8 protein-coding genes are annotated in these 13070 nt (G+C 49.9%); all 8 read left to right on the plus strand.

Translation table 11 applies throughout. The features are described from left to right. Positions 1–17: 17 nt before the first annotated feature. The 8 genes from flgK to fliD all read left to right on the plus strand — a co-directional run bounded on the left by flgK (position 18) and on the right by fliD (position 13050). Complete coding sequence (gene flgK, locus HCZ99_RS07240) at positions 18–2426, plus strand: flagellar hook-associated protein FlgK (RefSeq protein ID WP_167446280.1); 2409 nt, start codon at positions 18–20, stop codon at positions 2424–2426. Between the two features lie 27 nt (positions 2427–2453). Then, positions 2454–3683 carry a flagellin N-terminal helical domain-containing protein gene (locus HCZ99_RS07245; RefSeq protein ID WP_254869507.1) on the plus strand — a complete coding sequence of 410 codons (1230 nt, stop codon included), beginning with the start codon at positions 2454–2456 and terminating at the stop codon, positions 3681–3683. A 101-nt stretch (positions 3684–3784) separates the two neighbouring features. Next, a complete protein-coding gene (gene fliW, locus HCZ99_RS07250; RefSeq protein ID WP_167446282.1) occupies positions 3785–4255 on the plus strand; it encodes a flagellar assembly protein FliW in 471 nt (156 codons plus the stop codon). Positions 4256–4366: 111 nt separating this feature from the next. Further along, a complete protein-coding gene (locus tag HCZ99_RS07255) occupies positions 4367–5608 on the plus strand; it encodes a flagellin N-terminal helical domain-containing protein (RefSeq protein ID WP_167446283.1) in 1242 nt (413 codons plus the stop codon). Positions 5609–6374: 766 nt separating this feature from the next. Next, on the plus strand, positions 6375–7610 hold the full coding sequence (locus HCZ99_RS07260) for a flagellin N-terminal helical domain-containing protein (RefSeq protein ID WP_167446284.1): 1236 nt from the start codon (positions 6375–6377) through the stop codon (positions 7608–7610). Positions 7611–8537: 927 nt separating this feature from the next. Then, entirely contained in the window at positions 8538–9776 is a 1239-nt protein-coding gene (locus HCZ99_RS07265; RefSeq protein WP_167446285.1) for a flagellin N-terminal helical domain-containing protein, read from the plus strand. A 1012-nt stretch (positions 9777–10788) separates the two neighbouring features. After that, positions 10789–11160: a flagellar protein FlaG gene (locus HCZ99_RS07270; protein ID WP_167446286.1), complete on the plus strand. Its 372-nt coding sequence runs from the start codon at positions 10789–10791 to the stop codon at positions 11158–11160. 114 nt (positions 11161–11274) lie between these two features. Further along, the gene (gene fliD, locus HCZ99_RS07275) at positions 11275–13050 is read left to right on the plus strand and encodes a flagellar filament capping protein FliD (RefSeq protein WP_167446287.1); all 1776 of its coding nucleotides are present in this window, start codon (positions 11275–11277) and stop codon (positions 13048–13050) included. The last annotated feature ends 20 nt before the right edge of the window (positions 13051–13070 follow it).

The following is a 13070-nucleotide window of genomic DNA, read 5'->3' on the forward strand; positions in this document are numbered from 1 at the left end:
GTTAAAGGTCAAAGATCATGTCCCTAACCCAAGCTCTTAACTCAGCAATCTCTGGTCTTAATACGGCTCAGTCCCGTATTGCGGTTACGTCTTCGAACATCTCGAACGTTAACACGCCGGGCTATTCCAGAAAGATCGCAAGTCAGGAAACCCTCGTCCTTGATGGTCAGGGGGCAGGTTCGCAAGTTAGCGAGATTTATCGCAATGTGAACGAGGGACTGATTCGTGAAATGCGCGGTGATCTTGGAAAGGCGGGCCGCGAAGAAGTTCGATACGAGTTTTTCCAGCGCGTGCAAACCCTGTTTGGCACGCCGCAGTCAAGCTCCGCCATCAGTCAGCGTATCAACGATCTAGCAAACGCGTTTGAGCAGTTAGGCGTTACACCCGATCAGAATTCGCCGCGCATCGAAGCCATCGAAAGCGCCATTCAGGTTATGGAATCTTTTGAAAAGCTTTCAAGCCAACTACAAGACATGCGCGATGACATTGACGACCAGATTGCTGACGAAGTGGGAAACGCAAATACGCTTCTCAGTGAAATCTCGGATCTGAATACCAGCATCGTTCGCCTGAAAAATCTTGATCAGCCCACGACAGAGCTTGAAGATCAGCGCGACCAGAAGCTCAATGAACTGGCCAAGATCATTGACATCACAACCTTCAGCCGGAATGACGGATCGATTGTCATTTATTCCGCCAAAGGGTCGAACACGCTTCTTGATCGCACCCCCAATCCTCTTTCCTTTACCCCCACTTCGGGCTTTGCGCCTGGCACCCGCGGTACTGGCTTGTCGTTAAACGGTGCGGATGTTACCGATACGCTGCGGTCAGGCACCTTAAAGGGCTTGTTCGAAATGCGGGATTCGGAACTTCCGGCGTTGAACGACCAGATCAACGAACTCGCCGGCGAGTTGCGCGATGCGATTAACGAAGAACACAACAAGGGCACAGCATTCCCGCCCCCGGCCAACCTGTCGGGCAATCGCAAAGTTGCCGATAGCGATCCATTGACGGCAACGGGCGCGTTTCGTATCGCTGCCCTTGACGAAGACGGACAACTTATCGCGACCGACAGCTGGGCTGATATCGCCATGCCAACGACCCCGCCCACCGTGCAGGGCATGGTTGATGCAATCAATAGTTCAGACGCTGGTTCGTATCTGACAGCATCGATTGTTGACGATAAGCTGGTCATCGAAGGCCAAGACGGCAGTCGCGTCTCGATCAACGAAATGGATGGGAAAATCACCACAAGCGATGGCAAAGAACAAGGGTTCTCCCATTACTTTGGTCTGAATGACTTTATTGCCACGGTTAAGCGTTCCGACAACATGACATCGGCCGCGCTTGGCAGCGCAAATACCGCAATTGGGGCAACCGCCAATTCGCTCACGATCTCTGCCGGGTCTGGTGTTCTGGCGGCCGGTATCACGGTGAACTATACAGCGACCGATACGCTTGAAGATGTCCGCGACAATATCCGCGCCGCCCTTCAGGCAGCCGGCATGACGGCTGCTGCGGCCGAAGAAGCTGCGTTTATTGTCGAAGATGGCAACCGCTATCGTCTTGTTCTGGACTATACCGCCAACATGACGATTCAGGATTCTGGCACGCTGAGCGAAAAAATCGGCATGACAGAAGATCAACCGACATTGGCAGGCAATATGGACGTATCAGCTGCCATCAAGAATGACCCATCGCGCATTGTCCGCGGTGAAATGAATGCCGATACCTATGCAACCTCGAATGCGGTTGTCGACAACACGGCGCCAATCCCTAATCTCGGCCCGACCGTACCACCGCCCCTTAACTATACTCTCACGGTCAAGGGTGACTTCACGAATGTTAACATCGATTATGACAGCACAACATCTCTTGATGATATCGCTAACGCGATTAACAACAATGCGACACTGACCGATAATAACATCACGGCCTCTGTCGTTTTTGACAGTCAGTTGGGTGGATATAAGCTCAGCATCAAAGATGCCGACGGTGACCCGTTCTATTTCACCGATAGCGGCACACCTAATGCCGATAGTCTGACAGAGACACTTGGACTGGGCATTAATTTTGGCGTTCACGAAGGTGACAACGCGGCAGCACAACGGATCAGCCGTACTTTTGAACGCGATGATATTAAGTTCGAAGCTGCCGGTGGACTTTCTAGCGAGCGCACATCGCTTACAGACTTCGCCGCAGGCATTGTCGCAACCGCGGCAACAAAGGCCTCCGTTGCGGAAAGCGGATATGAATTTCAGTCGAACCTGGTCACAGACCTAAGCACACGCATCCAAAACGAAGCGGGTGTGAACCTTGATGAAGAAATGTCAGATCTGATTATCTTCCAACGCGCCTATTCAGCATCAGCCAAAGTGATTAGCTCGGTTGATGAAATGTTTGATGCATTGCTCAATACGGTTTAAACTTGGGCATAGAAAAGTGAGGCTTTCATGGTAAGTCGCGTCGCAACATATACGAACCATACGTTGCTTTCGGATCTTGCACTTCGAAACGCATCGAGCGTGACTGATCTTCGGAATCAGGCGTCAAGTGGTTACAAGTCGCGCAGCTATGCGGGCATTGCCGATAGCACGCAGCGCCTGCTTAATCTCGAAGGCGAATATACGCGTTCAGAACAATATTTGCGCAATACCACACAGTCAAAACTGCGACTTCAAAGCATGGAAACTGCTGTCGACAGCATGATTACCATCGGGTCGAACATGAAATCGCTTTTGATTCAGGCAACATCGGCCGATCAAGGCGATGACGTTAATATTAAAGCGCAATCGCGTCAGGCAATGGAACAGATTGCCAATTTGCTCAATACCACCCTTGATGGACGGTATCTGTTTGCGGGCGGTCGCTCCGAAGATGCGGCGGTAAATCTTGATAAGATGTACGCGCCAGACAACTACATGAGTGATACCGATAACATCCTCACGGATACAACGACGCTTGCCAGCCTCGGCATCAATACAGGCCAGCTTCAGATCACCAGCACCGACATTGATGGCAATAGCGTGACTACAACGGTGAATTACGATGCCACAACCGATGACATCGGCGACGTCATGGACGCAATCAACAGCGTCACCACCAATGGTGCAATTGCATCCCTGCGTGGCTTGGGCGGCGAAGGTGATCCACGCCTGAACATCGAAAACGTTGGCAATGGCACCATTACGATTACAGAAACAGGTGGTGGTGATTTCCTTCAGACCCTCGGCATGGAAAAGATCCCTAATCCGCGTGAAGATGCCGGATACTATGAAGGCGATCAGCAGGTTCTTGAGGCCCGCGTCGATGAAGATTACAGCGTGAATTATGGCGTTCTCGGTGATAACCCTGCGTTTCAAAAACTGATTCAGGGCCTTGGAATCGCGGCCGGAACCGAAGATCGCGATGCGCTTAACGCTGCACTGGGCTTCATCAAGGATGCAATCAACGATCTTCCAAATGTTCAAGGCAAGATCGGTCTGGATATCGCAAATATCGAACGCTTCGAAGCACGCCACGAAGATTTCAAAGTATTCGCAGCACAGGCAATTTCCGACATTGAAACCGTTGATGTCCCCATGACACTGGCGGAGCTTAGTCAATATGAGACAGCCTTGCAGGCAAGCTTCATCTCGATTTCACGTGCTTCTGAATTATCATTGGCAAACTATTTGCGGTAATAATTCAACCCAATGGATTATCCCGCTAAACGTCTGGCCTTCTTAAACGCTGCACGCGCCACTTTCAGACAAAACCTTTTGACTGCCGGAGAATGACAGGCATGGACAACGAAACCGTCGCCGAGAATGAGACCCCTGAATCCGTTATCGTGGAAACACGGTTTGGCGACATCGAGTTCAACTGGGACAAAGGCATTTATATGCCCGTTGGCCTTCTTGGCTTCCCAGAACATCATGTCTTTGGCTTGGCCAATATTCCGAATGCCTCGCTTGACCAGTTCAAGCTTTACCAAAGCCTGACCGATGCAAATTTGTCATTCATTGTAGCCCCCTACAATGAGGACAGCGCTGTATATACCGACAAAGACCTTGATCTCGCACTCAAAAGCCTTGCGATTGCGCGCGATGACATGGCGATTTTACTGGTCGTTACAATCCGCAACGCCCCAGAAGGCAACGGCATCGCGATGTCGACCAATCTTCGCGCACCGATCCTGATCGACACCACCCGCCAAGTAGCCTGGCAGCATATCATGACGAATGACCAATATTCCGTGCAACACGACCTGTAAAATTTGCCTAGCAAAGTTGGCACGCTTGTTGCTTTGAAAGATAACATGGCAATAACGCCGAAGACATAGAATGGCTTGAGCCATTCACGAGTTCCTTACAGGAGGAGTACGATGGCTCTTAACATCATTTCCAACTACGCAGCAAATGTTGCCCATCGCAACCTGACGAATTCAGACCAAATGGCGACCCGGTCGCTGTCGAAATTATCATCAGGTACCCGCGTTGTTTCCGCACGTGATGATGCGGCCTCGATGGCGATTGGTGCGCGTTTGAATTCCGAAGTTCAGGCTCTTAAAACTGCCACCGTCAACGTTGGTCAGGCCAACTCAATGTTGCAGATTGCCGATGGCGGCATGGCAACAATTGACGATATGCTGGTTCGGATGAAAACACTTGCGGTTCAGGCATCATCACAAAACCTGTCGGTTGTCGAACGTGGCTTTGCCTTTGACGAGTTTTCAACGCTCCGTGAAGAACTTGACCGCGTTGCCGCTTCGACAAAATTTAACGGTGTTCAGCTTTTATCCGGCCAGACCATTCTTGGCGTAAACCCGGGTGTTTTTGGCGCTGGTAACGCTGCCGCTGATCTCGGTGCAGATTCTGGTTTTGTCACCTTCGATATCGCATCTGATGCAACCGGAGTCGCAGACACCAACACAGTTACCCTCGATATCGCAACGGCTGGCGGCAAGACCATCATGACAATGGCAAACGCCGCAACCGGCCTCTCGCAGTCGATTGACGTTTCAGATTACCTTGCTGGTGGCGCTAAAGTAATCACGGGTTCGCAGACCGATACCCTGTCCTTTGGACAGTTGGGCATCAGCGTCACACTGAACTCTAACTTCACAGCCACCGCAACAGCTGGAATTGACAGCGGCACAGATGCAGCCACTCTGACGATCGCTGAAGAGACCGGCGCTGCGGCTTCCCTGACCTTTAAAGTTGGATCGGGTAACAACCCAGCCCAAGATGATCTGCAGTTCGATCTGACCGTCACCACGTCCACCACATTAGGTACACCTGGGGGCAACAAGCTATCTGACGTTGCAAGCTTTGCCACGGCCGGAGACGCCAGTGCGGCAATTGAGGTCGTTTCCGACGCGATTGACATGCTACAGACCGCACGCTCAGCCGTCGGTGTTGGGCAGAACCGTCTGGACTTTGCGTCAAAAAACCTTGCATCATCGATTGAAAATAACGAATCCGCGCGTTCGGTTCTTCTTGACTTGGATGTTGCCTCCGAGATGACCCAATTCACCTCGAAGCAGATTTTGGTGCAATCGGGTGTCGCAATGCTCGCCCAGGCCAACCAGATGCCACAGAACCTTCTGCGTCTTCTGCAGGGCTAAGCCAGCCCCGCTTAAGAGGATAGCAAAAGGAATATACTTTGGGATCGCACGACCCCAAACACAAACGAACCCCCTGCTTTTCGTCAAGCAGGGGGTTTTTCATTGATCAAAACGAAGGTGCCTGACCTTGACTTGAAGAAGCGCCAAATCGGTCCGGATCAAAACTCTCTGTCGCCATGCATGACGAGGTTCCGCGGCGCTTGATATTTGCCGGTTTCCGATTGCCATCATATCTGACAAGACAATTAAACGTGCGGAAAAATTGGCATTTGGCACTGTCTGACGACCGCAATCTATAGTCACACGAAAAGCTGAACCGCATTTGTCAGAAAAAGCTTCCCAAGCGACACACGGCTCCCCGCGATCAACTCTGCGGAATGAACATGACAGCCCCCCTTATCGCATCGCAATCCCGCCAATATCCGGCAACGAATCGACTGTTTTTTTTGAGAAAAAGGAAGTTCTCGGCTTAAGACGTTACTCCGCATATCACTCAATCAAGGCGCGTACCCCCTAAAAAAATCAACTCAAGGTTTATTTTTAATAATAAACTTTAACGTGAGCATCGTGATTCCTAATCATTTGTTTAAAAAAGACAATTTTTTCGAACTCCCTTCTAGACAAACCCACAATCACAAGCTTAGATTGCAATTGTAAGCGGCTCCTTATTTTGACCAGTTAGGTCTTAAACGAGCCGATCTGGCAAAGATGCCAGTCCTTCGCAGCTCACATAGCTGCTGTGACCTATCCATGTAGGAGAACTAAAATGGGTCTTAATATTATTTCCAACTATGCCGCCAATGTGGCACACCGTAACCTGAGCGCTTCTGACGAGGCTGCAACGCGCTCCTTGTCAAAACTATCTTCAGGTACCCGCGTTGTTTCTGCGCGTGACGATGCGGCATCGATGGCAATTGGTGCACGTTTGAATTCCGAAGTTCAGTCACTTAAAATGGCGACCGTGAACGTTGGCCAGGCAAACTCAATGCTCCAAATTGCCGATGGTGGCATGGCGACCATTGATGACATCCTGGTCCGAATGAAAACGCTTTCGGTACAGGCTTCGTCCCAAAACCTGTCATCTGTCGAACGTGGCTTCGCCTACAGCGAATTTGACACCCTTCGCGACGAACTTGACCGTGTTGCTGACTCGACCAAATTCAACGGTATTCAGCTTTTGGCCGGCAAAGATGTTCTCGGCATTGATCCGACTGTATTTTCTGCTGGTGCAGCCGATATTGGTGCGGCAGCCGGTTTTGTGTCATTTGACATCGCATCCGATGCAAATGGTGTTAAAGCTGCCGATGAAGTGACCGTCGATGTTACCACCACCGGCACCACAACTGTGATGACATTGACAAACTCCAACACGGGGCTATCACAATCGATAGACGTGACGGAATTCGCCGCTGGCGGTGATAAAGCACTCACAGGAACTCAGACAGACAAGTTGTCCTTTGGACAATTGGGCATCACGGTTACGTTGAACGCGAACTTTTCAACAACGACCGTAGGCGCAGGCATCGACAGTGGCACAGACGCAGCAACACTGACGATCGGTGCTGACGCCGGCGCAGCACCAGAGCTGACCTTTAAAATTGGCTCCGGCAATGATGCCACTCAGGACGACCTGAAGTTCCAACTGACCATCACGAAATCTACGACGCTGGGCACGGCCGGAGGCCAAAAAATCTCCGACATCACCAACTTTGATGACGCGGCTACGGCAAGTGCCGCAATTGAGGTCGTTGGCGACGCGATTAGCCAGCTGCAAACAGCACGCTCGGCGGTCGGTGTTGGCCAGAACCGTCTTGATTTCGCAAGTAAAAACCTTGCATCGTCAATTGAAAACAACGAATCAGCTCGTTCTACATTGCTTGATTTGGACGTTGCAGCCGAAATGACCAGCTTTAGCTCCAAGCAGATTCTGGTTCAGTCGGGCGTCGCGATGCTCGCCCAAGCTAACCAGATGCCGCAGAACCTTCTGCGTCTGCTGCAGTAATAGATCTAATCGAATTGGGATGAGGATGTATCCTCATCCCATATTCGTTTTATTACCCGGACATAAATGGTCAAGAATGCACGCCTTGAAGGGCAGAGTTAGAAAACCCATCGAACCGTGCCATTCTTCGCCCCTCAAAAAAGATCCCCGCCATTGGTGGGGATTTTTTGATTCAACACAGCCAATTAGTTACAAAGAAAAATCGGAGCGCTACATCATTCATGCGCCCCTCCGAAAGCATTGGCGTTAAGACGGGCAGCCGCCCTTTTATCTCCCCCCTCCAAAAACAATCAGCACATTCGGCAAATATCTTCGGGCAGATATTGCCGCCCCCTGGCACCCCAGATATTGCGCAATTTGCAACATTTACCGCATTGCGCGACCAGCCATCCCCGAACTCAGAGCCTGATTATTCTCGTCACTGTCAAATGCAGCAGCGCCTGATGTTTTTGCGCGCCTGAAACAACTTTCCCCAAACCCGAATCACCCTTCCACGCAATCAACAGAATATATTGGCGCCCAAAACCACAATTAAAAAGCATCATCAACGCCACCGTAACGCCCTGAAACGCGATTATGCTTGAAAAACAACAACCTATCCTATCGTACATGTTTTTCAGCAGGTCACGCCTCGTCCTCTTTGTTGGAAACGAATCGATTCCCCGATTACATCAATTTAACCATGAATTATAAAACCTTCACGCGCATTTCCATCAAAAACACACCCAAAATCAACCATAAATGTCTTTTATTTTCAATACATTAGAACAACTTAAAATTAGACTCGACAAGAAATGCATACTTGAGTATAGTTCGCCACATGCTTTGAACCGCTTGGTCAGTTAGACCTTGCAAAAGCAGTTTCGGTTTGATTGCCGATTTTTGGTGGCATGTGCCACAGCGAGCTATCCAAGTAGGAGATACATCATGGCTCTTAATATCATTTCCAACTACGCAGCAAACGTTGCACACCGTAACCTCAGCAACTCTGACGAAATGGCGACCCGTTCGCTGTCTAAACTGTCGTCAGGTACTCGCGTTGTTTCCGCACGTGATGATGCCGCATCGATGGCAATTGGTGCACGTCTGAACTCCGAAGTTCAGTCGCTTAAAATGGCGACCGTGAACGTTGGTCAGGCCAACTCAATGCTGCAGATTGCCGACGGTGGGATGGCAACTATTGATGACATCATGGTTCGGATGAAAACGCTTGCTGTGCAGGCTTCTTCTGAAAACTTGTCGTCTGTTGAACGTGGCTTCGCCTTTAGTGAATTTGACACCCTTCGCTCGGAACTTGACCGCGTTGCGGACTCGACCAAATTTAACGGCATTCAGTTGCTGTCAGGGCGCGATGTTCTTGGCGTAAACCCAACCGTATTTGGTGCTGGTAACGCAGCAGCGGATATCGGTGCTGACTCTGGTTTTGTCGCCTTTGATATCGCATCTGATGCAACCGGGGTCGCAGACACCAACACAGTTACCCTCGATATCGCAACGGCTGGCGGTAAGACCATCATGACAATGGCAAACGCCGTAACCGGCTTGTCTCAGTCTGTTGATGTTACCGAGTATCTCGCCGGTGGCGCCAAAGAAATCACGGGTTCGCAGACCGACACCCTGTCCTTTGGGCAATTGGGCGTCAGCGTTACGCTGAACTCTAACTTCACAGCCACCGCAACAGCTGGCGTTGACAGCGGCACGGACGCAGCCACTCTGACGATCGCAGCTGAAACAGGTGCCGCAGCGTCCCTGACCTTCAAAATTGGCTCGGGCAATACTCCGGCACAGGATGACTTGACCTTCAACCTGACGGTCACTAAGTCGACCACTTTGGGGTCGGGCACAGGCTCCAACCTCTCTGATATTGCCAGCTTCGCGACAGCAGCAAACGCAAGTGCTGCGATCGGTGTCGTCAGCGACGCAATTGACCAACTTCAGACGGCGCGCTCCGCGGTCGGTGTTGGCCAGAACCGTCTTGATTTTGCAAGCAAAAACCTTGCCTCCTCGATTGAAAACAACGAGTCCGCTCGTTCAGTTCTGCTCGACCTGGATGTCGCGGCCGAAATGACCAAATTTACTTCCAAACAGATTCTGGTTCAGTCGGGCGTTGCCATGCTCGCCCAAGCCAACCAGATGCCGCAGAACCTTCTGCGTCTGCTGCAGTAATAGAGCCATTAACCGCCTTGGGATGAGGGCTCTGCCCTCATCCTTTTTTTTATCTTGGCTATTTTTTTTCGCCAAGAAACAGATGACAGCACCTACCGCCGCTTAAGATTGACTTGCGATATAATGTCGCTCGTTAAATCGACCTTACAGTCGGCATTTTCTGCTCGCCCCATCGGCGCAGATCAATTTTTTTGAACTAAAAAGCCCCTTCATCAGGATACTTTAGCAACTAAACCGCCCTTCTTAGGTCTAAACGGACATTGAAAGAAGACGGGTGATGCAAGTTACCAAGATGCAATCTTGTTTTATCCAATGGGCGACAGTCGGGCAAAATCCGGTTCGGGTACCAGAAGATTTCGAATACATATCTCGAAATTTATCGAAGACAAAACACCCTTGAACCGGACTATCGAACTCTAAGCTTAAATTGAATATGCGTCGATATTTGCTATTTTTGGATGCGCAAATTACGCCACCAAATTCGAGCACTAGGCAACGCGTATAATGCAGCCTGCTCAACAGCAGCCAACATCAACCATTAGTATAAAATACTGGTGTTAACCATCAAAAAAAGCTAGACAAATACTTAATTAAGATATAGTTTAATAGCAAGTAAAAGTATCTTTAGAGATCAAGAAGAACTTTGAAGATCTGCTGGTAGATGATCCAGCCCTTCGAATGGCACGAAGCCGTTCTGAGCGATCCAAGTAGGAGACACGTTATGGCTCTTAATAGAATATACAGTTGCGCAGAAAATGCTGCATGTAATATCTTTGTGAATGCAGGTGAAATGGCTCAACGCTTGCGTGGGCGATCACTTTCAGCCATGTGCGACGTTGCGCCTTCCGAGGCCTTGGGCGCCCGCTCAAATTCCGATATTCCATCACCTAAAACACCGGCAGCAGAACACACTGTGTCTATTGCCGCAATACGGCTAAACCAATCGGGTTAAGGGTCACCTTTTCCCGGCTTTCGTGTTATCTTTTACCCAAAGATCGAATAGGAGGGTCAAATGGAAGTTGTTAACACATTTACGTCTGGCAGCGCGCCAGCTCAGAGTGCCAAGCTTTCTTCTCCGGCCCTCTCTAAGCCCACGAGCAACGCCAGCGACCAAGCAGATTTGATGCCCGCTGTTTCGCAGAAAATTGACACCGGCCCCGCGGCAAAGCTGCAGCAAGCCCTTGCCAATCTCGATATTCCGGAAATTGCGGACAACGATGCACGGGTTGAACTTAATTTCAACCAAGACACAGGTCGCGTCGTTGCGAAAATAACCGACCGCGCAAGTGGCGAAGTTCTCCGCGAACTGCCGTCCAAGGAACTGCAGCAACTGTTTTCCCAGATGCGTGAATATCTTGGCAGCGTTGTCGACACAGAAATTTAAAGAGGCGATTGGGCCCCAATCGGCACGCTTATTGCTTGTAGTAAAATCAAGTAATTGATGAAACCGCAAGTGTGATCGCGACAGCCCGATGAGAGCGCCCAGGGAGCTAAACCAATGAGCAGCTTAAACTTAAACAATATATATGTTGGCGAAAACGGTCGCATCCAGCTTTCTGGCGGCTCCTCCAACATCGATTTCGTCGACACCGTCGACCAGATGATCGCTGCCCGGCGCATTCCAGCCGATACACTTGCAAAGCGTATCGAAGGGAATGACGACAAGCTTGCTGCCCTTAAAGAATTGAAGACACTTTTCAGTACGCTAAAAGAGACGATGGCAAACCTTTATGGTGCCACAAGTTTTGACAATTCGAAAAACATATTCGAGTCAAAGCAGATCTTTGCGTCCTCTGATGGCACCGATGCATCCTCACTGATTGGCGTTGCGGCTTCCAACGCGGCGGACACGGGTAGCTACGCATTCCAGATTGATCAAATTGCCTCGAACCATAAGCTTTCAAGCAACACACAAGCTGTCGCCGCAAGTGGCGACATCACGGCGCTTGCCGGCACAGGCGAATTTACCATCAATGGCGGCGCTGGCAGCGCCAGCATTACGGTGAATGCTGGCGATACGCTTGAAGATATCCGCAACAAAATCAATAACGTCAAAGGTAACACCGGCGTTCAGGCGTCTGTTGTCAAAGTATCAGCCACTGAAAGTACGATTATTTTCTCATCGATGGAGGAAGGCGTCGAAAATCGCATGTCGTTTAGTGATGATAGTGGTTCGTTTCTTCAAAACCTTGGTGTTCTTACCGACCCAACGACGATTAACGCGACTAACGTAATTGACGAAGGCGTTGATGCACAGATCAAGCTTGACGGCATCACCGTTACGCGTGGATCAAATGAGTTTTCTGATCTGATCGAAGGTCTATCGATTAGCCTTTACGACGCGGATCCTGGAACAACTGTGACAATCGGCGTTGAACAAGACCTTAATCAAGCGAAAACAGCGATCCTGGATTTCGTCGACGCCTTTAACGCTGTCCAGACGTTTATTAACGAAAAAACGTTTGTTGATCCAACAACCGGCAAAAAATCAGAAGATGCGATTCTTCTTGGAAACTCTGCCGTCAAAACAATTGAATCGACGCTGCAACAGATCGTTGGCTCTGTCGCCCAAGGTGTGACGGATCGCGCAGGGAAAGACGACTATATTATCTTGGCCGAAATTGGGGTCGATTTTGTTGACTACGCCAAAACTGCTTCAGATCCCCTACTTAATAATACTTTGGAACTTGACGAAACGGCCCTGAACAAGGCGCTGCTGAACAATCCAAACGAAGTGATGGAACTGTTTATGTTCCGAGGAAACTCGGACAATGGCGACTTGACGATGACCAACTTCAGCAAACAGTCCAAAGCAGGTACGTACGAGTTTAACATTGATGCCGCCGCAGGTGAGATCAATGGCGTAACGTATGATTATTACGACACGCAAGGTAACCTTATTGAATCAGGTCTGACTGCGACAGTTGAGGGCAACTCGATCACAACGGCAGATGGCTTGCGTATGTTCTACAGTGGCGATGGCAACAACTCTGACACCGCCAAAGTAACAACCAGTCTTGGCATTGGTGCGCAATTCCATTTTGAAATTGAGTCCATCCTTGATAGCGAGGAAGGCACTTTAACGCAGGCCATCTCTGAACTTGAAACCAAGAACAAATCCTATGCAGACAAGATCGAAAAGATCGATGATAGCCTTGCACGTCAACGGGAAGTTCTTATGGATAAGTTCATCGCGATGGAATCCGCCCTTGCGAAAATGAAGAATATTCAGAGTTCTCTCGATGAATTGATGGCTGCTGGTAAAGAAAAGTAGTTCACTTTTGACCGCCATAC

It is taken from the genome of Thalassospira lucentensis (assembly GCF_011806425.1).
GTDB classification, from domain to species: domain Bacteria; phylum Pseudomonadota; class Alphaproteobacteria; order Rhodospirillales; family Thalassospiraceae; genus Thalassospira; species Thalassospira lucentensis_B.